This window comes from Burkholderia sp. AU31652 (genome assembly GCF_002223155.1).
Classification (GTDB): Bacteria; Pseudomonadota; Gammaproteobacteria; order Burkholderiales; family Burkholderiaceae; genus Burkholderia.
Genome location: NZ_NKFG01000003.1, coordinates 948,342 through 969,505, shown reverse-complemented (window position 1 = coordinate 969,505; position 21,164 = coordinate 948,342). Strand labels below are relative to the sequence as shown.

At 68.4% G+C, this 21,164-nt stretch carries 19 protein-coding genes; 3 read left to right on the top strand and 16 right to left on the bottom strand.

The annotated features are described in order from the left end of the window. The first annotated feature begins 30 nt into the window (after positions 1-30). Positions 31-336, top strand: coding sequence for a hypothetical protein (locus tag CFB40_RS07175; RefSeq protein WP_254600308.1), 306 nt, complete (start codon positions 31-33; stop codon positions 334-336). Between the two features lie 34 nt (positions 337-370). Here the strand turns inward: CFB40_RS07175 and CFB40_RS07170 are convergent, their stop codons facing one another. Together CFB40_RS07170 and CFB40_RS07165 are read right to left on the bottom strand one after the other, a co-directional pair. Continuing rightward, positions 371-811, bottom strand: a complete 441-nt coding sequence (locus CFB40_RS07170) for a nuclear transport factor 2 family protein (RefSeq protein ID WP_089425095.1) — start codon at positions 809-811, stop codon at positions 371-373. Between the two features lie 43 nt (positions 812-854). Further along, the gene (locus CFB40_RS07165) at positions 855-2,879 is read right to left on the bottom strand and encodes an oxidoreductase (RefSeq protein WP_089430915.1); all 2,025 of its coding nucleotides are present in this window, start codon (positions 2,877-2,879) and stop codon (positions 855-857) included. A 151-nt stretch (positions 2,880-3,030) separates the two neighbouring features. On the opposite strand from CFB40_RS07165, the gene CFB40_RS07160 reads away from it, so the two are divergent. Together CFB40_RS07160 and CFB40_RS07155 are read left to right on the top strand one after the other, a co-directional pair. Next, positions 3,031-3,567, top strand: coding sequence for a PadR family transcriptional regulator (locus CFB40_RS07160; RefSeq protein WP_174975641.1), 537 nt, complete (start codon positions 3,031-3,033; stop codon positions 3,565-3,567). A 30-nt stretch (positions 3,568-3,597) separates the two neighbouring features. After that, a complete protein-coding gene (locus tag CFB40_RS07155) occupies positions 3,598-4,242 on the top strand; it encodes an SGNH/GDSL hydrolase family protein (RefSeq protein ID WP_089430914.1) in 645 nt (214 codons plus the stop codon). 70 nt (positions 4,243-4,312) lie between these two features. Here the strand turns inward: CFB40_RS07155 and CFB40_RS07150 are convergent, their stop codons facing one another. The 14 genes from CFB40_RS07150 to CFB40_RS07085 all read right to left on the bottom strand — a co-directional run bounded on the left by CFB40_RS07150 (position 4,313) and on the right by CFB40_RS07085 (position 21,157). Next, entirely contained in the window at positions 4,313-5,293 is a 981-nt protein-coding gene (locus tag CFB40_RS07150) for an NADPH:quinone oxidoreductase family protein (protein ID WP_089430913.1), read from the bottom strand. 148 nt (positions 5,294-5,441) lie between these two features. Continuing rightward, complete coding sequence (locus tag CFB40_RS07145) at positions 5,442-7,271, bottom strand: acyl-CoA dehydrogenase (protein WP_089430912.1); 1,830 nt, start codon at positions 7,269-7,271, stop codon at positions 5,442-5,444. A 297-nt stretch (positions 7,272-7,568) separates the two neighbouring features. Beyond that, positions 7,569-8,315: a response regulator transcription factor gene (locus CFB40_RS07140; RefSeq protein WP_089430911.1), complete on the bottom strand. Its 747-nt coding sequence runs from the start codon at positions 8,313-8,315 to the stop codon at positions 7,569-7,571. A gap of 93 nt (positions 8,316-8,408) precedes the next feature. After that, the gene (locus CFB40_RS07135; protein WP_089425088.1) at positions 8,409-9,146 is read right to left on the bottom strand and encodes a TenA family transcriptional regulator; all 738 of its coding nucleotides are present in this window, start codon (positions 9,144-9,146) and stop codon (positions 8,409-8,411) included. Positions 9,147-9,165: 19 nt separating this feature from the next. After that, complete coding sequence (locus CFB40_RS07130) at positions 9,166-11,565, bottom strand: putative bifunctional diguanylate cyclase/phosphodiesterase (protein ID WP_089430910.1); 2,400 nt, start codon at positions 11,563-11,565, stop codon at positions 9,166-9,168. 106 nt (positions 11,566-11,671) lie between these two features. After that, on the bottom strand, positions 11,672-12,448 hold the full coding sequence (locus CFB40_RS07125) for a Crp/Fnr family transcriptional regulator (protein WP_089430909.1): 777 nt from the start codon (positions 12,446-12,448) through the stop codon (positions 11,672-11,674). A gap of 445 nt (positions 12,449-12,893) precedes the next feature. Then, positions 12,894-13,919 carry a lipase secretion chaperone gene (locus tag CFB40_RS07120; RefSeq protein WP_089430908.1) on the bottom strand — a complete coding sequence of 342 codons (1,026 nt, stop codon included), beginning with the start codon at positions 13,917-13,919 and terminating at the stop codon, positions 12,894-12,896. Between the two features lie 3 nt (positions 13,920-13,922). Further along, positions 13,923-15,035: an esterase/lipase family protein gene (locus CFB40_RS07115; protein ID WP_089430907.1), complete on the bottom strand. Its 1,113-nt coding sequence runs from the start codon at positions 15,033-15,035 to the stop codon at positions 13,923-13,925. Beyond that, positions 15,028-15,444 (bottom strand): DUF4345 domain-containing protein, encoded by a 417-nt coding sequence (locus CFB40_RS07110; protein ID WP_089430906.1) that lies wholly within the window; start codon positions 15,442-15,444, stop codon positions 15,028-15,030. The genes CFB40_RS07115 and CFB40_RS07110 overlap by 8 nt, the downstream gene beginning before the upstream one ends. A gap of 19 nt (positions 15,445-15,463) precedes the next feature. Then, a complete protein-coding gene (locus tag CFB40_RS07105; protein ID WP_179255256.1) occupies positions 15,464-16,822 on the bottom strand; it encodes a hypothetical protein in 1,359 nt (452 codons plus the stop codon). Then, positions 16,819-17,598, bottom strand: a complete 780-nt coding sequence (locus CFB40_RS07100; protein WP_089430905.1) for an outer membrane lipoprotein-sorting protein — start codon at positions 17,596-17,598, stop codon at positions 16,819-16,821. The genes CFB40_RS07105 and CFB40_RS07100 overlap by 4 nt, the downstream gene beginning before the upstream one ends. A 51-nt stretch (positions 17,599-17,649) precedes the next feature. Further along, on the bottom strand, positions 17,650-19,059 hold the full coding sequence (locus CFB40_RS07095) for an ABC transporter permease (RefSeq protein ID WP_089430904.1): 1,410 nt from the start codon (positions 19,057-19,059) through the stop codon (positions 17,650-17,652). Further along, complete coding sequence (locus CFB40_RS07090) at positions 19,056-19,772, bottom strand: ABC transporter ATP-binding protein (protein ID WP_089425080.1); 717 nt, start codon at positions 19,770-19,772, stop codon at positions 19,056-19,058. Before CFB40_RS07090 ends, CFB40_RS07095 begins: the two co-directional genes overlap by 4 nt. Continuing rightward, on the bottom strand, positions 19,769-21,157 hold the full coding sequence (locus CFB40_RS07085; RefSeq protein ID WP_089430903.1) for a flavin-containing monooxygenase: 1,389 nt from the start codon (positions 21,155-21,157) through the stop codon (positions 19,769-19,771). The genes CFB40_RS07090 and CFB40_RS07085 overlap by 4 nt, the downstream gene beginning before the upstream one ends. Positions 21,158-21,164: the final 7 nt, after the last annotated feature.

The following is a 21,164-nucleotide window of genomic DNA, read 5'->3' as shown; positions in this document are numbered from 1 at the left end:
TACGACGCGCATTTGCGCCGCGTCCGGCGCGTGTTCGAGGACAACCTGGCGCGGATGACGCGCACGATCGAGGCCAGCTTTCCGCCTGGCACGAAAGTGAGCCGGCCGGCCGGCGGCTTCGTGCTCTGGCTCGAACTGCCGAAGCGATTCGATTCACGCGCGCTGTTCGATGCCGCGCTCGAACAGGGTATTTGCTTCGCGCCGGGTGACATCTTCTCGGCCAGCCGGCGCTTTCGCCATTGCCTGCGCCTGAGCGCGGGGCACGTGTGGAACGAACACATCGAGGACGGCGTCCGCTGCCTGGGGCGGCTCGCGCAGGCACAACTCGCGCGCTAAGCGCGCGGCGGCCACTGCGCCGCAATCGCCCCGCTCAACCGCCGAGCTTGAACGACGGCAACTGCTGGGCGAGCCGCGCGCCCATTTCGGCACCGAGTGCCTGCAGCGCATTGAACGGCCGGATCATGACCTCGAACTCGACGATCCGCCCTTCTTCGTCGAAGCGGATCATGTCGATCCCCTTCAGCGCCTTGTCGCCGATGGCCGCACTGAACTCCAGCACCACGCTCTCGCCGTCGTCGGTGACGAACTGGCGGTGATAGGTGAAATCCTCGAGGATCGTGATGACCGTGCGCAACGCCAGCAATAACGCGGGCGCCGGCCCGTACGGCTTGAACGCCATCGGTGAGCGGAACACGGCGTCCGGATGGACGATCGATTCCAGTGCGTCAAAATCCTTGCGTTCGACCATCGCGTGCCACGTGTCGAGCGATTGCGCGACAGCGGGTTGAAGATGCAGCGGTGCGTTCGTCATCGAAAACTCCTGTATCGTCGGGCGGAAAAGAAACGTATCGGTCTCAAAGGGTCGCGGCCAGCGTCGTGCCCTGGTGAATCGCGCGCTTCGCGTCGAGCTCGGCCGCTTCGTACGCGCCGCCGATCACGTGCACCTTGCGCCCGGCGGCCTCCAGTTGCTCCGCCAGTTCGCGCAACGGCTCCTGCCCCGCGCAGATCACGACGTTGTCCACCGGCAGCGTCTGCTCGACGCCATCGATCGTCACGTGGAATCCTTCGTCGTCGATACGCCGGTAGGTCACCGCCGACGACATCCCGACCCCGCGCGCCTTCAGCGCCGTGCGGTGGATCCATCCGGTGGTCTTGCCGAGCCCGTCGCCAACTTTCGATGCCTTGCGCTGCAGCAGATGGATTTGCCGCGCTGCCGGCTCGGGGTGCGCGTGACGCAAGCCGCCTGCGTTCGCATACGACGGGTCGACACCCCACTCGGCGAAAAAGCGGTCCGCGTCGACGTGCCCGGCGCCCGCACGATGCACAAGATATTCCGCGACGTCGAAGCCGATCCCGCCGGCGCCGACGATCGCAACGCTGCGTCCTACCGCCTTGCCGTCGCGCAGCACGTCGAGATAGCCGAGCGCCTTGGCGTGCCCGACACCGTCGATCGGCGGCGTGCGCGGCACGATGCCCGTCGCGATCACCACTTCGTCGAATTCGTGTTGCAGCAGCAGCTCGGCGGTCGCGCGCGTATTGAGGTGGAGCGTCACGCCGCGCAGTTCGAGCTGCCGACGGAAATAGCGCAGCGTCTCGTTGAACTCCTCCTTGCCGGGCACCTTCTTCGCGATGTTGAACTGGCCGCCGATCTCGGCGCCGGCTTCGTACAGCGTCACCGCATGACCGCGCTCGGCCGCGGTGACCGCGAAGCCGAGGCCCGCCGGCCCGGCGCCGACCACGGCGATCCGCTTGCGCTGCTGCGCGGGGCGAATCACGAGCTCGGTTTCATGGCACGCACGCGGATTCACGAGGCACGACGTGATCCGGCCGCTGAACGTGTGGTCGAGGCAGGCCTGGTTGCAGCCGATGCACGTGTTGATTTCGTCCGCGCGCCCTTCCCGTGCCTTGCGCACGAACTCGGCATCGGCGAGAAACGGCCGCGCCATCGACACCATGTCGCAATAGCCGTCGGCCAGCAGTTGCTCCGCGACTTCCGGCGTGTTGATCCGGTTGGTCGCGACGAGCGGGATGCCGACCTTGCCCATCAACTGCCGCGTGACCCAGGCGTACGCGGCGCGCGGCACCTTCGTCGCGATGGTCGGAATGCGCGCCTCGTGCCAGCCGATGCCCGTATTGATGATCGTGGCACCGGCCGCTTCGATCGCCTGCGCGAGCCGGATCACTTCGTCGAGCGTCGAGCCGCCTTCGACGAGATCGAGCATCGACAACCGGTAGATGATGATGAAGTTCGTGCCGACCCGCTCGCGCACGCGCCGCACGATCTCGACCGGGAAACGGATGCGGTTCTCGTACGCGCCGCCCCATGCGTCGTCGCGATGGTTCGTGCGCGCGGCGATGAATTCGTTGATCAGATAGCCTTCGGATCCCATGATCTCGACGCCGTCGTAGCCCGCCTGCTGCGCGAGGGCCGCACATCGGACGAAATCGGCGATCGTCTCGTCGACTTCATCACTCGTCAGCGCATGCGGCGTGAACGGGTTGATCGGCGCCTTCAGCGCGCTCGGCGCGGCGAGCGCCGGGTGATACGCGTAGCGCCCGAAATGCAGGATCTGCAGCGCGATCTTGCCGCCCTCCGCATGCACCGCGCGCGTCACGACACGATGACGCTCCGCTTCTGCTTCGGTCGTCAGCATCGCGCCGCCGGGCGCCGGACGGCCCCGCTCGTTCGGCGCAAATCCGCCCGTGACGATCAGGCCGGCCTCGCCGCGCGCACGCTCCGCATAGAACGCCGCCATCCGCTCGAAGCCGTTCGGCGCTTCCTCGAGGCCCACGTGCATCGACCCCATCAGCACGCGGTTCCTGAGCGACGTGAAGCCGAGCTCGAGCGGGGTCGTCAGATGCGGATAACGCGATGTCATGGGGTGTCTCCAATTTTTATGCAACAAGTTGCACAGATAGTAGTCGACCGCTTTCGTTTATGCAACCCGTTGCATAAACGCATCCGTCATCTTGTACTGTGGCCCCGATATGGCAAGATGCGGTTCATTCCGCGGCCTCCTCCGATCCGACATGTCCCTGCCCCACGCACTCCTCACCGCGCTTGCCGAACGCCCGGGTTCGGGCTCCGAACTCGCCGACCGTTTCGATCGCTCGATCGGTTATTTCTGGCAGGCGACGCACCAGCAGATCTATCGCGAGCTGGGACGTCTCGAGGAAACGGGCTGGATCGAATCGCTGCCGGCCGAATCGGGGCGCGGCCGCAAGCGCGCGTACCGGATCCTGCCGGCGGGCAAGAAGGAGTTGCGCCGCTGGATCGCCGAACCGGAAGACCCGACGCCGCTGCGCGAAGCGTTGATGGTGCGCCTGCGCGCGGAAGCGGTGCTCGGCCCAGCCGGCCTCGAGGACGAAATCAGGCGGCGCATCGCGCTGCACCAGGAGAAGCTCGACCTGTATCTGCAGATCGAGGCTCGCGACTTTTCGGAAAGCGCCGATTCGCGCACGAAGCGCCTTCAGCACCTGGTCCTTCAAGCCGGCATCGCGAACGAGCGGTTCTGGGTCGAATTCTCGCAGCACGCGCTCGACGTGCTGCGCTTGCCGAAAGACTGAACGACTGAACGACTGACGGAGGACCTGACGATGACGCAGAAAACCGTGCTCTGCTACGGCGATTCGAACACACACGGTACACGCCCGATGACGCGTGCCGGCGTACTGGAGCGGTTCGCACGCGAAGAACGCTGGACCGGCGTGCTGGCGCAAACGCTCGGCGCGAGCTGGCGGGTCATCGAAGAAGGATTGCCCGCGCGCACGACCGTGCATGACGATCCGATCGAAGGCCGGCACAAGAACGGTTTGTCGTATCTGCGCGCGTGCGTCGAAAGTCACTTGCCCGTCGATGTCGTCGTGCTGATGCTCGGGACCAACGATCTGAAGACACGCTTCTCGGTCACACCGGCCGACATCGCGACGTCGGTCGGCGTGCTGCTTGCCGAGATCGCCGCGTGCGGTGCCGGCCCGTCCGGTACGTCACCGACGCTCGTGCTGATGGCACCTGCGCCGATCATCGAAGTCGGCTTCCTCGGCGAAATCTTCGCGGGCGGCGCAGCGAAGTCGCGGCAGCTCGCGAAGCGGTACGAACAGGTGGCAAGCGACGCCGGTGCGCACTTTCTCGATGCCGGCGCGATCATCGAGGTGAGCCCGGTGGATGGCGTTCACTTCGCGGCCGATCAGCATCGTGCGCTCGGGCAGCGGGTCGCGGCCCTTCTGCAGCAGATCGCGTAACGCGCACGAGCGCCGAACGGCAGCGGCGCGGCGTGTGCCGGAACACGGCACGCCGCGCGCGGAAAGCCGGTCATGCGTCCGGCAGGATCACCACCTTGCCCTTCACCTGCCGGTTGGCCATCCGCGCGATCGCATCGGCCGCACCGGCCAGCGACACACGCTCGGTGATCGCGGGTCGTACCTTGCCGGCCGCGAACCATTCGGCCAGCAGGCGCATGTTCGCGACATGCTGCTTCGGTTCGCGGCGCACCGCATCGCCCCAGAACACGCCCAGAATGTCGCGCTCCTTGAGCAGCGCCAGGTTCAGCGCGAGCTTCGGAATCTCGCCGGCCGCGAAGCCGACCACGAGGAACCGGCCGCGCCACGCGGTCGCGCGCAACGCCGCTTCGCTGTAGGCACCGCCCACCGGATCGTAGACGACGTCCGCACCGCGCCCGCCGGTCAATTCGTCCACGCGGCGGCGCAGGTCTTCGGTCGCATAGTCGATCGTCTCGTCGGCGCCCGCTTCGCGGCACAGCGCCAGCTTGTCCGCACTCGACGCCGCCGCGATCACGCGTGCGCCGAGTGCCTTCGCGATCTCGATCGCGGCGAGGCCAACGCCGCCCGCCGCGCCCAGCACGAGCAATGTCTCGCCTGCTTGCAGCCGCGCCCGCTGCTGCAACGCGTGCAGCGACGTGCCGTACGCCAGCACGAGCGCCGCGCCCTGCTCGAATGTCATGCCCGGCGGCAGCGCGGCAATCTGGTGCACGTCGGCCACGCACTGCTGCGCAAAGCCGCCGTGCCCGGTGAACGCGACCACCGCATCCCCCGGCTGCCACGCGGTCACGCCCTCGCCCACCGCGTCGATCACGCCGGCAAATTCCGCGCCCGGCGAAAACGGCAGCGCCGGCTTCACCTGGTACAGCCCCTGGACAATCAGCGCGTCGGGGAAATTGAGCGACGCGGCCTTCACCTGAACCCGGACCTGGCCCGCGGCCGGCTCGGGAATCGCCACGTCCTCGATGCGCAAGCTGTCGATCGGGCCGAATGCGGTACACAACAGGGCTTTCATGTTCGTCTCTCTCCTTGTGCGGCGTCGCCGCGCATCGAGTCATCCTGCGGGGCGCGCCCGCATGGCCGGTTCACGACGAATCCGCAACAGCCGACGGAATCGGCATCCGCGACATCGTCTTCATACCGGAATGTCGGTGAAGCAATGATCAGAACCACGCGTCGCGCATGTCGAGCGTCGTCGTGTCGACGCTCGCGAGCAGATCGAGCTGCGCATCCACTTTCGGCAATTCCCAGTTGAAGAAATAGCGGGCCGCCGCACGCTTGCCGTCGTGGAAATCGTCGGCGTGCCCGTGCGCGGCGAGCGTCACGTCGAGCCACAGCCATGCCACGACAAGATGGCCGAACGCTTCCAGATAGACGCTCGCGTTCGCGAGCCGCGCCTGCGGATCGCCGATCGCGCCGAGTTGCCGTGTGACCTCGACCAGCCGCGCCCACCGCCGCGCCAGCACATCGGCCCGCTCGCGCAGGTCGGCATCGAGCGTCCGCGCGCGTTCGACAGTCGCGCCGATCCGCGCATCGAGTGCGTGCAGCAACGCGCCATCGTCCTGTGCGACCTTGCGGCCCAGCAGGTCGAGCGCCTGGATGCCGTGCGTGCCTTCGTGGATCGGGTTGAGACGATTGTCGCGATAGAGCCGTTCGACCGCATAGTCGCGCGTGTAGCCATAGCCGCCGTGCACCTGGATCGCGAGGTCGTTCGCCGCGAGACACCACTGCGACGGCCAGCTTTTCGCGATCGGCGTCAGGATGTCGAGCAGGCGCGTGGATTGAGCGCGCACGTCCGCATCGTCGTGCGCGCGTGCTTCGTCGACCAGTTTCGCGCAATACAGGATCAGCGCGAGACCGCCTTCGACATAGGCCTTCTGCGCGAGCAGCATGCGCCGCACGTCCGGATGGTCGACGATCGGCGCCTGCGGCGCGGCGGCATCCTTGCCCGCCGGCCCGAGCGGGCGCCCTTGCGGCCGGTTGCGCGCATAGTCGAGCGCGTGCAGGTAACCCGTGTAGCCGAGCGCCACCGCGCCCGCGCCGACACCGATGCGCGCCTCGTTCATCATGTGAAACATGTAGGCGAGGCCGTGGTTCGGCTGGCCGACCAGATAGCCGATCGCGCCTGCGCGCCCTTCCGGGCGGTAGCGCGTGCCTTCGCCGAAGTTCAGCAGGCAGTTGGTGGTGCCGCGGTAACCCATCTTGTGGTTCAGCCCCGCGAGCACCACGTCGTTGTGCTCGCCCTGCGCCGCGCCGTCGCCGCCCGGCAGGTACTTGGGCACGATGAACAGCGAGATGCCGCGCGTGCCGGGCAGCAGCCGGCCGTGTTCGTCGGGAATCTTCGCGAGCACGAGGTGGACGATGTTCTCCGTCAGTTCGTGTTCGCCGCCCGAGATCCACATCTTGTTGCCGGTCAGCCGGTAGCGCGGGCCGAGCGGCGAATCGCCTTCGAAATCCGCGCGCGTCGCGATGTCGGACAGCGACGAACCGGCCTGCGGCTCGGACAGGCACATGGTGCCGAGATAGCGCCCTTCCAGCTCGGGGCGCGCAAATGCGTCGATCTGCGCGGGGCTGCCGTGCGCGACGAGCAGGTTCGCGTTGGCGGCGGTCAGGAACGGATAGGCGGACGTGGCGATGTTCGCTGCCTGGAAGAACAGGAACGACGCGGCCTCGACCAGCTTCGGCAAGCGCATGCCGCCGAGCGCTTCGTCGTGGCCTGCGGCGATCAGCCCGGCATCCGCAAAGGCGCGCACGGCCGGTTCGACTTCCGGGATCAGCGTCACGCGCTCGCCGTCGAACTGCGGCTCCTCGCGATCGCCGCGCGCCGCATGCGGCGCGAACAGGTCTTCGGCAATCCGCTCGCTGGTGTCGAGCACTGCGTCGAACGTCTCGCGACTGTGCTCGGCGTAACGCGGCAGCGCGACGAGCGCTTGCGCGTCGAGCCAGTCATACAGCAGGAACGCGAGATCGCGCCGCGACATCAACAGGCTCATCGTGCTGCCCTCCGCGTGCCCGGCGCCCGCGGCGCGCGGCCGGTACGCTGCGCGCCGCGGTCGATCCGCGCACGCCCGAACGATGCAAGCTCCATCACGTCTGTCTCCTGTCGGGCGGCCCGCCGGCGCGCGTCGTGGGCGCCGGTTGCCGGCACCGGATCTGTGAGTCGGTGACTGCTAGTGCTGGCGGGAATTTAGCACGGTCGTTCTAAACCGACAATGCCCGGATGCTCGCTTGCCCGGTCATCCGGCTGCAAGCGGGCCGGCGGGAAGGATCGTGAAAGCCGGCCGCGGCGCTCATGCGTCCGGCGGTGCCGGCCCGTCGTCGGCGAGCGTGCCGAGCGGCACGAACATGTAGCCCTTGCCGCGCACGGTGCGGATATAGCGATAGTCGCCGACGGCCTGCTCGATCAGGTTGCGCAGGCGGAAGATCAGCACGTCGAGCCCGCGCTCGGAACGCCCGGCCGTCTTGAGTCCGAGCAGCACGAGGATCTCGGTGCGCGACAGCACGCGCATCGGCTGCGTGATGAACAGCTCGAGCAGCGTGAACTCGCTCGCGCGCAACCCGAGATCGCGCCCCGCGCGGCTCGCGCGCCGGTTCGCGAAATCCACCTCGATGTCGCCGAATGCATAGGGCGCGGGAATGCCGGATGCGCGCGGCCGTTGAGGACGGGTCGCCGCGTGGCGGCGCATCGCGCAGCGCACGCGCGCGATGAACTCCATCGGCTCGAACGGCTCGACGACGTAGTCGTCCGCGCCGATCTCGAGCGCGACGACCTTGTCGGGCGTCTGCGCGCTGCGACTGAGCACGATCACCGGGATGTCGCACCCCGCGCGGCGCAGCGCGCGGAGCGCCACATACGCGGGCGTCGCCGGCTGCTCGACGCGCAGCACGACCAGCGCCGGCGGCCCCGCCGCCACGCGCGTCGGCAACATCGACACGTCGTCGAACGCGGCCGTATCGATCTGCGCACTGCGCAGCAACGCGCGGATCATGTCGCGCGTGCGCGGATTCGACTCTACGACGAGAACTTGGGTGGCCATGAAAAATTGCTCGACACGACAACCTGGACGACACACGCCGACGTTGCGCCGATCCTGCCGGCTCGCGCGCCGGCGATCGCGCGGTGCCGGCTCCTACCCCTGCATGCAGCAATCGAGACTCGTCGCGAAATAGCCGAGGCTCTTGCGAATCGACGTCTCGACGTCGCGCACGTCGCGGGCGGCGGGCGACCGGCCGAGCAGCGTCGCGACGATGTCGAGCGCTTCCCACGGATGCCGGTCGTCGTAGTCGGCATGCAACTTGAGCCAGCGCATCGCGCGATGCCGCGCCGCCGGATCGAACTGCGTCTCGTACGACGACGCACACAGCAGCGCGCTCCATTCGCCCGTCACGCCTTCGATCGCATAGTTGGTCGCGGCGATGCTCGGCGCGAGTGCGTCGGCGCTGGCGCTGCGCCAGCACCAGTGGCTCAGTGCGAAGCCGTCCGGCGACGCATCGCCGCCCAGCATCATGTCGATCGTCACGCCGGACTCGGCGGCCCAGTTGGCCCAGTGGTCGACGTGATTCTGCTCGACGCGGATGTTGCGGATCAGGTAGCGCCGCGCCTTCTCGTCGCCGCGCGACCGATACGCGGCGGTCTTCACCAGGTTCATCGCCATGTACTCCGGAAACTGGCTGACCACCGCCCAGCCGGTCACGAAGAACGTGCGCAGCTGCGACGCGCGCAAGGTGCCGGCGCTCATCGCCGCGAACACCGGATGCGCGAGAACGCGGGCCTTCAGCTCGTCGGTCGCGCCGACCACATCGCGCAACCAGCCGGGATAGCTGGCCAGGTCCATCAGGTCGCCGGTCAGCTCAAATGGAGCACTCATGCGTTCGATCCTCCGTGGTTCAATGAAAGCCCCCTTCCTGCCAGGGCGCGGGGCGGCCGAAGTAATAGCCCTGGCAATAATCGACGCCCAGCGCGCGCAGCATGTCGGCCGTCGCCGTATCCTCGACGTGCTCGGCGACGGTGCGGTACTGCAGCACGTGCGCGACGTCGTTGATCGCGCACGCGATGCCGCGCTTGATGTGGTCGGACGTCATATTCGACACGAGGCCGCCGTCGATCTTTAGATAGTCGATCGGCAACTGGCGCAGATACGAGAACGACGACATGCCGGCGCCGAAATCGTCGAGCGCGAACCGGCAGCCGAGATCGCGCAGCTCGCACATGAAGCGCGACGCGATTTCCAGGTTGCGCACCGCGCTCGTCTCGGTAATCTCGAAGCACAGCAACGACGGATCGAGCGCCGACGCCGACAGCTCGGCCATCACGAATTCGACGAAGCGCTCGTCGGTAATCGACATCGCCGACAGGTTCACGTTGTATTCGACGTACTGGCGCCGCTCGAGCCGCGCGAGGCGCCGGATCACGGTGCGCACGACCCAGCGGTCGATCATCGTCATGTGGCCGTAGCGCTCCGCGGCCGGCAGGAACACCGGCGAGATCAGCTTGCCGTCAGCGTCCGGGATGCGCAGCAGGATTTCCGCGTGTTCCTGCGCGTCGTGTCCCGACTGGATCGGCACGATCCGTTGCGCATACAACTGGAACGAATCCGTTTCGAGCGCCGTCTTCACGCGGCGGCTCCATTGCATGTGATACGCCTGGCGGCCCGAATTCAGGTCGCGCGAATCGGCGACGTGCACGCGATTGCGGCCGCGGTCCTTCGCGACATAGCAGGCGATATCGGCCATCTGCATCGCCGTCTCGACGTTGTCGGGCCGGCATGCGAGATCCAGCACGCCGATGCTGACGCTGATCTTGAACGGCTCGCCTTCCCATCGGAACGTGAAATCCTCCACGCTCGCGTGGATCCGCTCGGCCTTGCCGCCGTCCGGCACACCGTCGCGGCCGGCCGGCAACAGGATGCCGAACTCGTCGCCGCCAAGCCGACCGACCACGTCGGCGTCGTCGAGGCCGCGCCGGAACAGCGCCGTCGCGTCGCGCAGCAGCGCGTCGCCGGCCGCGTGGCCGCATACGTCGTTGATTTCCTTGAAGCCGTCCAGATCGAGCACCATCAGCATCCCGCCCGCGCGCTGCGTCAGCGCTTCACCGAGGCGCCGCTCGAACTCGGAGCGGTTGATGAGGCCGGTCAGCGCATCGTGCGACGCCTGCCAGGTCAGCTTCTCGATCAGCTGGTATTCGCGCGACATGTCGCGCAGGATCAGCACGTATCCGACGCAGTGGCCCGCCGCGTTGTCCATCTTCGACAGCGAGGCGCGCACGGCCACCGCGGAACGGCACCCGCGGATCAGGTCGAGATCGCGCGTGAAGGTGTGATCGCCGCTGTTGCTGAACGACGCGAGCAGCTTGATCGACATGCCGGTCGACGTATCGATCAGGTCCAGCACGTCGTTGATCGGCTTGCCGACGCACTGGTCCGACGATGCGCCGAGCAGTTGCTCGGCCGCCGGGTTGAGCGTCTCGATGCTGCGCGTGAGGCCGATCGTGATGATCGCGTCGGCCACCGAGCGCAGCGCGGCTTCCGCGAACGCCTGGCTCCGGTCGAGCTCCGTCTGCATCGACAGCTGCTGACGTCGCGCTCGACTCGCCCAGCGCACCGACAGCAGGAGGATCAGCAGCGACGCCACGAGGTACGACAGGAACAGCTGGATCACCGCCGAGCGGAATTCGGCGCTCAGTTCGTCGGAAAAGCGCTTCGGCAGCGGCTCGATGCGCGAATTGAGATCCCAGATCTCGCGGTTCAGACGGCGCGTGCGGCGCACGTCGGCCGCCTGCACGGCCTCGCGCAGCGCGTCGGCAAGCCGGCGCAGGTCGACCAGTTGCCGGTCCGCGTCCTCCCAGTACCGCAGCGCGACGCTCAGGCTCGCGAAGCTGCTCAGGAGCGGATAGAACCACACCACCGCCGCCGCATCGACGGGATTGATGCCGGCCGCGATCATCGCCGCGCGCGCGATGCCGGAATCCGCCGGCACGCCGACCATCGCGCGGCGCGCGACGCCGAGAAACGTGAGGGTCCGGTCGGCCGTCAGGTAGTCGCCGAACAGCTTCTCGTCGCCGGTCTGGCCATAGCGCGTCAGCAGGATCACCTCATCCTTCTGCGCCTTCGACCAGCTGCTCTCGCCGCCGACATACACACGCAGCGACATGATCACGATCAGGCTGACCGCAACGAACCCCGCCAGCGCGACGATCACGACAACGATCGGCAGGATGCCCAGCGCCGGACTCCACGGCCACACGTAAAACGAGCTGCGCTCACTCTGGCGCTTCGACATGTTTTCCATACTGAATGGCTGCTTTTCTGATTATTGTCGACGCCACCGGCCGGGCGTCCGGCATCGATGCCTCTCCCTGCTCCGCGCCCGCGTGGCTCGCCGCGCCCCGGGGCGGCTAGGTCGTCCTCACCCGGCACGACGACCCGACGCCGGCATTCGCCACGGCATCGACCGCCAGGATGCGGCGCGCTTCGTCCCGGATCACGCGATGGCAGTCGCACCCGTGCCGTTCGAGATTCGCGAGATCCGACAGCACGATCGCGCCGCGGTGCTGATGGATCAGGCCCAGTTCGTGGAGCTGCCGCGTGGTGTCGGAGACGGTCTCGCGCCGTACGCCCAGCAACTGGCCGAGCATGCCGTGCGTGACGGGAATCTCGATGCTGCGCGAGCGCTCGTAGGCGATCAACAGCCATCGGCCGAGCTGCTGCCGCATCGCGTGATGACGGCTGCAGAACATCACTTGCGACGCCTGCGAGAGCGCGAGCTGCATGCGTGCGAACACCTGCCGCCGCATCGCGGCCGATGCGTCGCACGCTTGCGCGAACCGGCGTGACGGCAGCCGGTAGGCGAAGCCGCCGCGATAGACGACCACGCGCCGCTGCATCACACTGCCGATGATGTCGTCGCACACGACACCCTCGCGGCCGATTTCCGCGACACTCAGCGTCGCCTTGCCCCCTGACGCGTACTGCAGCGAAATGCCCGCCGTCACGGGGAAATAGGCGGCACCGGGGTTCTCGCCGGCTTCGCACAGCACCTCGCCGGTCTTGAGATTCGCCAGCTGCAGATGAGGCGCCAGTTCCGCGAGTTTCATTCCGTCAAGCGCAGCCAGGAAATGATTGGCACCAAGTGCATGCGGCAACTCGATGACGTTGTTTGCCTCGTGTATCACGGCGCACCTCGTACGTTGTATCCCTGCCCCTGCCATCGAACTTCATGCTCTTTTAAACCGAATGGATTTTCCGGTTTTCCCGGCTTTGACGCTTTCATCCCGGTTTCATTGAGCAAAAAGGTATCACGCAGGCCCGTCCTTCGCGCCGCCCCGCCTTTGTTACATGAAGTAATTTGACAGTTTATTCAGCCACAGGGAGTTTTTTCACGGCCAATCATTCATTGAACGCTTAAATCTCCGCTCAACAAAAATGGATTCCTTTTGAATCATTGAAAATTACCAATGAAATTCAATTCCCCGGAATGCGATTACATCCGCAAATCAAAATAATTCATTATCGGAAATAATGCGGGTTGAGTGACATGCCCCACACTTCCGCGATGACGGGCGTGGAATGAGCGGGCTCGCGCCGGCATGCCGTGCCGACATCGGGTGAGGCCGCGCGCTAGTGCGCGGCTGCGGCGCCGGACGTGCTGCCCGCGTCGAGCGACGCGGCGCGCAGCGCGTCCGCCGGATCCGGAAAATCGCGCTGTCGCAGTTGCGCGAGCTGCGCGTCGCGTGCGTCGGGCGCGAGGTGTTGCGCGTCGAGCCGCGTGCGTTCAGCGGTGTAGTCGCGATAGCGCGCTTGCCAGGCGTCGTCGCGCTGCTGCATCTGCACGACCCGCCCGGCGATGTCGGCGCCGAGCTGCGCGCGCAGCGCATCGGGCGTCGCGCGCTGCGCGTCGAGCCGTGCGACCGTCGTGATCGCGTCACGCTGCCGCGCGAGCCGCTCGCGTGCGTCGCGCATGCCGGGCGGCAGCGACTGATCGAGCGCGGCCAGACGTTCGCGCTTCTGCGCATCGCCGAGCGACGGATCGCGCGCGATCCGGATTCGCTCGAGGTCGTCGCGCTGCTGCCGGAATTCGTCGCCGAAAAACGGCGGGCTCCAGTCGCCGAGCCAACGGCTCGCGAGCGACGCGCGCCGCTCGAGCGCGCCCGCGATCGCGTCCGGATCGAGGCCGGGGCCGGGCGACGCGACACCCGGCTGCGCATCGAACGCCGCGACGCACGCGCGATAGCGCGGCCACAGGTCGAGCGCATCGCGCTGCGCGAGCGGGCCGATCGGCTGCGCGGCGAGCGCGCGCGCCACCAGCGCGTCGAGCGCGGCCGGCGTCAGATCGTGCCGGGCGAGCAGAAAGTAATCGAAGAATTCCCGCACCGCGCGCCGCTTCGCGAGATGCCCGTCCGGCCCGACCGGCAGGCGCGGCGCACTCGACCCCGCCAGCGCCGCGGGCAGCGCGACATCGGCCCCGGCGCCCGTGGGCGGGCGCACCGCCGCCGCGCCGGGCGCCCCGGCGTCGATGGCGGGCGCGGCGCCCGCGACGGCCGCCGGCACCGCAGGCGGCCCGAGCGCGTGCCACACCGCGGCCGCCGCGATCGTGCCGGCCGCGCCATATAGCACTGCGCGCTGCAACAGCGTCCCGGTCCTCATCGCTCACACGCCCTGCAGTTTCAGCCGGTTCGCATGCACGCGCAGCGCCGCGACCGGATCTTCCGCATACGCGCCGCGAATGCCGAGCAACTGGTTGATCGCGTCGAAGTGATTCCAGCGGTAACGCGTCGAGATGACCGTGCCGAACAGCGCGCTGCAGGTCGACGTGAAGCCGTCGTTCGGCCCCGCGCCGGCCAGCGCCATGACGTTGCCGGCCGTCAGGAACATCAGCGTCGACGGATCCAGCACATTGGCCGGGTCGATGACGGGAATCACGCTGGTGTCGACGGCCCCCGTCACGATGCCGAGCAGCGAAACGGGCTGGTAGGCGGCGCCGCTCCACGAATACAGCAGATGCAGGTTGCCGCCGATCGTCTCGGCCGGTGCGCCGGTGCCGCACGCGCCGGCGCCGAGGCCCGGGCTCGGGAACAAGCGGTTGAACTGCGCGGTAGACGTCGTCCCGAGCGCGTTGAGCGCGGCGATCGCATCCTGGTTCGTATTGTGCTTGTCGCTGGTGAGGATCCCGAACAGGTTCAGCAGCGTGCCGAACACCGGTGTCGTGAGGCCCGTCGGGTCGAGCTTCAGCGCGCCCAGCACGAAATCGGCGAACTGCGAGCCGCGATGCGGCGTCGCGATCGTCGTGACCGACGCGACCAGCGCGGGCGCGACCGACGCCACGTAGCGCGACGTCAGCCCGCCCTGGCTGTGCCCGATCAGGTTCACCTTGGCCGCGCCCGTGACCGCGAGCACCTGCTTCACGTACGCGAGCAGTTGCTCGCCGCGCCCGTTGGGACCGAGATCGCTCTGGAAACCGGACAGGTCGGCGACATAGACGGTCGCGCCATGCCGTTGCAGGTCGGCCTGCATGCCGTACCAGTACGGCACGACGCCGAAATAGTCGTCGGTACCGGTCAGGCCGTGCACGAGGATGATCGGATAGCGGGTGGCCGCGTAGTGGTCGAGCGCGGCGCCGGCCGCCGTCTGCGCGCCGGCCGGCGGCGTAGCCAGCGCGACGCAGGCGAGCAGCGCCGCGCGGGACAGGAAGCGCGCGCACACGCGAGCCAGGCGTCGCGCGAGCGCGGCGCGCCGGTCGATGAAGCGGTCGATGTCATGCATGTGCGTGCTCCCCGGTTGCGCGGGCGGCCACGTGCCGCTGCCAGGCGATGAACGCCGGCGCGCCGACGACTTCGAGCGCCGTGAAGCCGACGAACGGCGGCCACGGCAGCCCGAGCGACGCGAGTGAAATCAGCCGCCCGATACCGCCGAGAAAGATCATCGCCCAGAGCGTCGCGAACAATCGCCCCTGGCGCTCGATTCGCGGGATCACCGAGAACGCCGCGAGCCCGAGCCCGAACCACACGCCCGCGTAGAAGCGCAGGTTGCCGTCCAGCGTCGCGTCCGCGGGCAGCGCAATGCCGAGCGACGCATACAGCGGATCGTGAATGCCCATCATGCCGAGCCCCCCTGTGATCGTCGGGACCAGCGCAAGCACGGCGGTCGCCGCCTGAAGCGCACGTTTGCTCATTCGAATTCTCCCTGCCTCGTCATCGATAGAAAATGCCCAGCACCTGCACGCTGCTCGACTCCGGCATCGCACCGAAGCGGCTCCACGACGGCCCGTCCTGACGCAGCCACTGCAGCGCGACGTCGAACCGGTCGAAGCGGCGACGCAGCTCGACCCAGTATTGCCGGCCGCCGCCGAGATCGGCCTGCATGAAACCCGACAGGTCGAGACGGCGCACGCCGACATTGCGCCACGCCGCCATCAGGAACACGCCGTGACGGGTCTGCAGCTCCTGCGCGGCAATGGTCGTGCGCACCGCGCTGCCCCACGCGTACGGGTTCGCGCGCTGCAGCGATCGCCACTGCGCGGCATCCGCGCCGCCGCCGTTGCTCTGGAATTCGGCGCTCAGCGACAGGTCGACCGGCAGCGTCCACGTCGCGCCCACCGACGAACTGGTGCGAAACGCGCTGTCGTGGCCCGCGCCGGTCGCCCGCGCGATCAACGAGCGCCGGTAGCCGCCCGCCCATTCGACGTACGCGACCACCGAGTTGCCGAGCAGCACGCTCAGGTTCTGGCCGAACTGCGGCGCCTGCCCGCTTTCGCCGTAGACGATCCATTGCGGCTGGAGCGCGGCGGTGAACCGCTGGCTCGCGACGAGCATCCAGCGATCGACGCCGTTGGTGCGCTGCAGGTCGGACGCCGCGGCCGCGTCGCCCGGCAGGGCGCGGCGTTCGAGCCGCGGCGACAGCAGCGCCGCGACGGAGCCCGTGTCCCACACCTGCTGCGCGCGCAGCGCGACGGTGCCGAGCCGGTTCGTATGGCGGCTGTCCGGGTCGGGCGGCACGTCGAGGCTCACCGCGCCCGCGCGGAAAAAGTCGGTCGGGTTGTAGCCGATCGCCGCGCCGAGCCGCTCGTTCACGCGCCCCGCGTCGACGACGAACGCCGGCGACGCACGCCAGCTCGCATACGCTTCCTTCACGAGCGTCACGTCGCGCGACGACGTGCGCGACGTCCCGAGCGGATCGAAGCGGTCGAAGCGCATCGAGAAGTGCGCGGCGAAGGCCGGCGTCAGCCACTGCCCGTATTCGAATTCGATCGACAGCTGGTTGCGGCCCGCATCGCCGCCGTCGCGATAGCGGCTCGTGCGCAACGCGTCCTGCACGTTCAGCTTCCACGGCTTCGCGGTATCGGCCAACGGCGCGGGCGACTGGTCGGCGAGCGTGAGCGCCGCGGCGTCGGCCGTATCCACGTCGGCCGTATCCACGGCGGCCGTATCCACGCCGCCCGCACCGCCCATGCCGGCCGCCCCCACCGCCCCGCCCGCCTCGGCCGCGCACGCGAGCGCCGGCAGCAGCACACACGCGAGCGCGGTGATCCGGCCTCGACGCCGCACCGTCATTGCGCCTGGAAGCGGGACAGGTAGTCGCGCTGCAGCCAGCCATCGGGAATGTCGCGCCATGCGTAGTCGGAAGAGCGCATGACCGTGACCCAGTTGCTGTCGAGCCCGTCGATGATGACGGTCTCGGTCGGCCGCTCGACGCCGAGCTGCATCGTGTAGCGCCGGTAGAACGCCGTCTTCAGCAGCCGGTCGCTTTCCGAATAGAAGCGCGCCTTCAGCGGCCGGCTGTTCGCCGCGTCGATCCAGATCTCGATGCGGCGGTAGGTCAGCCCGTCGCCGTGGCCGGTGAGCGCGAGCCGGTATGCGCGGCGCGTCTGCCGGTCGCCGTCGGCGATGTCCTCGATGCCCTTCAGCTCGGCCGTATAGTCGTGCGCGAGATTGACCGTCACGACGTCGCCGTTCGCGGCCTGACCGAGCAGCCGCTGGTCCGGCGAGATCCGCACGCTCGCCTGGTTCGCCGGATCGTAGAACCACAGGTCGTTGCCGTTCTTCAGCATCAGCTTGCCCGTGTCGCGCGCCGGCGCGACGAAGCGCACCAGCGTGCGGAACGCGCCGCCCGGCGCATCGGGCTTCGAATAGATCGACAGCGTATTGCCGTCGACCTGCTTGCCGGACCGGTACTCGACGAGCGTCGCGGTCAGCACGAACGATTTCTCCGGCGTGCGGATCGCGTCGCTCGCCGCGAGCACCTTCTGCGGATCGGGCGCCGGCTGCGCAGGCGCGACGCCGGCCAGGAACGAAAGACTCAGACAGCATGAAACGAACAGGCGACGCACGTGCGCTCTCCCGAAAGTGAAATGAACGAACCACGCGATGCACGGGCGGCATCACACATGCCGCAGCGCGTCGACGATCGACAGCCGCGCCGCATGCCGCGACGGCAGCCACGCGGACAGCCCGGCCACGCACGCGAGCCCGACGAACGTGACGGCGATGGAGCGCCACTCGCCCCACACGCGCACCGTCAGCGCGACGGCGTCGATCCGCGCGGGCGGCGTCCACGCGAGCCCGCTGTGATTGACAGCCGCGGCGATCGCGAGCGCGACCAGCACGCCGAGCGACGCGCCGGCCACGCCGAGCAGCGCGCCTTCGCAGACGAACAGCGCCTGGATGCCGCCGCGCCGCATCCCCATCGCGCGCAGCGTGCCGATCTCGACCGTGCGCTCGATGATCGCCGTGCTCATCGTGTTGCTGATCACGAACAGCACGATCGCGCTGATCAGCACGAACACGAAACCGAAGATCACCGAGAACATCCGGTTGGTCTGGTCGTAGAACGGGTTCAGCGTCGCGAAGTCGACGACGTCGAGCGGCTGGCCGTCGAAGCCGCCGTGCAGCAACTGCGCCAGGCGCGCGCGCGCCGCCGGCAGATCGGCCGTGCGCGCGAGCTGGATCTCGATCGCGGTCGCGCGCGGTTCGGCGCCGCCGTAGACGAGCCGCTGTGCTTGCGGCAGACGCACCGCGAGATACACGTCGTCGAGTTCCTTCACGCCCTGCTGCTCCGCCTTCACGACCGAGAAGCGGCCGACGTTCGGCGCCCCGCCCGCGCTCGCGGTCAGCACCTCGATATGGGTCGCGCCGCCGTCGGCCGGCCGCGCACCGGCCTCGCCCTGCGCGAGCGCCAGCACGTCGGGCGGCGCGGTCGCGGCCGGGGCGTCGGCCGGCGGCTCGGCCGGCCCGGCCGGGGCGTCCTGGCAATCCGGCACGTGCAGCGGCCCGCACAGATGCAGCACGCGCGCGACGCCGAGGCCGACGATCGCCGCGTCGTCGGCGCTGCCTCGCCACGCGAATTCGCGCGGCCGCAGCGGAAAACCGTACGCATTCCATTGCTGCATCCGGTACTGATCGTCCGGAATCGCGCCGAAGCCCATCACCGTGCGCGACACGCCGGCCGCGAAATTGCCGGCGATCCCGCCGAACTGCAGCGTCGGCGTGACGACCTGCAGCAGCGGAGCGAGCAGCGGATCGCGCCGCAGTTGCTCGATCAGCGCCGGGTAGCGGCGAATGCCGTACGCGGCCGGGTCGCCCGTACCGTACAGGAAATAGCCCTGCCGCTGGATCTGCAGATGGCCGCTGCGCTGCACGAAGTCGGTCTGCAGGCCGAGCGTGATGTCGCGGCTGAAGCCGCCGAACAGCAGGATCGCGCTGACGCCGACGATCATCGCGAGCAGCGTGGTCAGCGAGCGCCGGCGGTTGCGCTGCAGGTTGCGCAGCGCGAGCATCAGCGTATGGGTCATCGGCCTGCCTCCTGCGCCGCGGCATCGTCGCCGCCGCGGTCGTGGCCGACGATGCGGCCGTCGAGGATCCGGATCACCTCGTCGGCGACGCGCACGACCTGCGGATCGTGCGACGACACGATGATCGACACGTCGCGCTCGCGCTGGATCGCGCGCATCAGTTCGATGATCGCGTGCCCGGTCGCGCTGTCGAGGTTCGCGGTCGGCTCGTCCGCGAGCACCATCGCCGGCTCGGCAGCGAGCGCCCGTGCGATCGCGACCCGCTGGCGCTGGCCGCCCGACAGTTGGCTCGGCCGGTGCCGCGCCTTGTCGGCCAGCCCGACCGCATCGAGCAGGTCCCGCACCCGCGCCGCGCGCCGCGCGGGCGCCCAGCCCGCCATCAGCAGCGCATACTCGACGTTCTCGTACGCGGACAGCACCGGCAGCAGGTTGAACGTCTGATACACGTAGCCGACGTGGCGCGCACGAAAATCCGACAACGCGTCGTCGGATAGCGACGCGGTGTCCTGGCCCGCGATCGTCACGCGTCCGCTGTCGGGGCGGTCGATGCAGCCGATCATGTTCAGCAGCGTCGTCTTGCCGCTTCCCGACGGGCCGCTGAGCACGGTGAAGCGGCCCGCGTCGAGCGTCGCCGACACGTCGGCGAGCCCGGTCACGCGCACGCTGTCGAGCAGGTAGGTCTTCGACAGGTGTTCGACGGTCACGAGACTCACGACGCCCCTCCCGCGCGCACGTGCCGCACCGGCGCCGCTTGCGACGCGCTCGCGCCGGCGTGGGCGCCGGGTACGGCCGGCAGCCCGCGGATCAGCCGCCGCAACTGCAGCCGGTAGGCGAAATGCTCGACCTCGATCACGTGCCGCGGCGTGCGATGAAACGCGATGCCGCCGCTCCAGTCCGAGCGGCCGCGCGTGATCAGCCGGTCCAGGCGCGCGGCCTTGCGCGGCGCCGCCTCGCGTGCATGCAGGTAGCGCGCGAGCAGTTGCGCCTGATAGTCCATCAGTGGCCAGTTGCCGGTCGATGTCTGAAACAGCCCGATGAAGAACAGGTCGCGGTGCTGCGCGTCGAACATGTTCAGGTACAGCGACGGCCGCGACTTCGGCCATTGAAGATGCGCCTGGTCGATGAACGGAAAGCTCGGCCGGTAGCCGGTCGCGTACACGATCACGTCGACCGGCTCCTCGCTGCCGTCGACGAACACGACGCGATCGCCCTTCAGCTCGCGCACGTCGGGCCGCGCGGCGAGGTCGCCATGGCCCAGGTGATAGAACAGCGTCGAGTTGATGATGAAATGCGATTCGAACAGCTTGTGGTCCGGCTTGCGCAGCCCGTAGTCCGCCGGCTGCCCGGCCGTGGTCAGGCGCAGCAGCCGCTCGCCGAAAAAACGCCGCGCCCACAGCGGCATGCGCAGCCGCAGCGGCCATTCGGCCCACTCGTCGGCCGGCATCCCGAACAGGAATTTCGGCCAGTAGTAGTAGCCGCGCCGCGTGCTGTGGAACACCGCGCGTGCATGATGGGAGGCCTCGACCGCGATGTCGCAGCCGGAGTTGCCGGCGCCCACCACCAGCACCCGCTTGCCGCTGAAGATCTCCGGCGTGCGGTACTGCGACGAATGCAGTTGCAGCCCGTCGAAGCGGCCCGGATAGTCGGGCAGTTGCGGATGCGACAGATGGCCGTTGCAGACGATCACGCCGCGATAGGTGCGCACCTCGCCGCGATCCAGTTCGACGCGCCACTGCGTGCTGCCGGCAACCGGCGCGATCTCGAGCACCGAGCGGCCGAACTCGATCCGGTCGTACACGCCGAAGCGCCGCGCGTACGCTCGCAGATACGCGAGCGCCTGGTCGCCGCGCGCGTAGGTCGGGTAATCGTCGGGAATCGGAAAATCGGTGTATTCGGAAAACCGCTTCGAGCTGATCATGTGGATCGAGCGATACACCGCGCCGCTCGGCCGGCCGTAGTACCAGTTGCCGCCGACATCGTCCTCGCGCTCGATCACGTCGAAGCCGATGCCGGCCGCGAGCAGGTTCTTCGCGGCGGCAATCCCGGCCGCGCCCGCACCGATGATGCAGTACCGTGCGCCGTCGTTGCGTTCCGTCATGGTGGAT

Bases quoted from the DNA above. Each gene is read 5' to 3' on its own strand.
- CFB40_RS07170 (WP_089425095.1), bottom strand. From the start codon at position 811: ATGACGAACGCACCGCTGCATCTTCAACCCGCTGTCGCGCAATCGCTC.
- CFB40_RS07165 (WP_089430915.1), bottom strand. From the start codon at position 2,879: ATGACATCGCGTTATCCGCATCTGACGACCCCGCTCGAGCTCGGCTTC.
- CFB40_RS07160 (WP_174975641.1), top strand. From the start codon at position 3,031: ATGTCCCTGCCCCACGCACTCCTCACCGCGCTTGCCGAACGCCCGGGT.
- CFB40_RS07155 (WP_089430914.1), top strand. From the start codon at position 3,598: ATGACGCAGAAAACCGTGCTCTGCTACGGCGATTCGAACACACACGGT.
- CFB40_RS07150 (WP_089430913.1), bottom strand. From the start codon at position 5,293: ATGAAAGCCCTGTTGTGTACCGCATTCGGCCCGATCGACAGCTTGCGC.
- CFB40_RS07145 (WP_089430912.1), bottom strand. From the start codon at position 7,271: ATGAGCCTGTTGATGTCGCGGCGCGATCTCGCGTTCCTGCTGTATGAC.
- CFB40_RS07140 (WP_089430911.1), bottom strand. From the start codon at position 8,315: ATGGCCACCCAAGTTCTCGTCGTAGAGTCGAATCCGCGCACGCGCGAC.
- CFB40_RS07135 (WP_089425088.1), bottom strand. From the start codon at position 9,146: ATGAGTGCTCCATTTGAGCTGACCGGCGACCTGATGGACCTGGCCAGC.
- CFB40_RS07130 (WP_089430910.1), bottom strand. From the start codon at position 11,565: ATGGAAAACATGTCGAAGCGCCAGAGTGAGCGCAGCTCGTTTTACGTG.
- CFB40_RS07120 (WP_089430908.1), bottom strand. From the start codon at position 13,919: ATGAGGACCGGGACGCTGTTGCAGCGCGCAGTGCTATATGGCGCGGCC.
- CFB40_RS07115 (WP_089430907.1), bottom strand. From the start codon at position 15,035: ATGCATGACATCGACCGCTTCATCGACCGGCGCGCCGCGCTCGCGCGA.
- CFB40_RS07110 (WP_089430906.1), bottom strand. From the start codon at position 15,444: ATGAGCAAACGTGCGCTTCAGGCGGCGACCGCCGTGCTTGCGCTGGTC.
- CFB40_RS07105 (WP_179255256.1), bottom strand. From the start codon at position 16,822: ATGACGGTGCGGCGTCGAGGCCGGATCACCGCGCTCGCGTGTGTGCTG.
- CFB40_RS07095 (WP_089430904.1), bottom strand. From the start codon at position 19,059: ATGACCCATACGCTGATGCTCGCGCTGCGCAACCTGCAGCGCAACCGC.
- CFB40_RS07085 (WP_089430903.1), bottom strand. From the start codon at position 21,157: ATGACGGAACGCAACGACGGCGCACGGTACTGCATCATCGGTGCGGGC.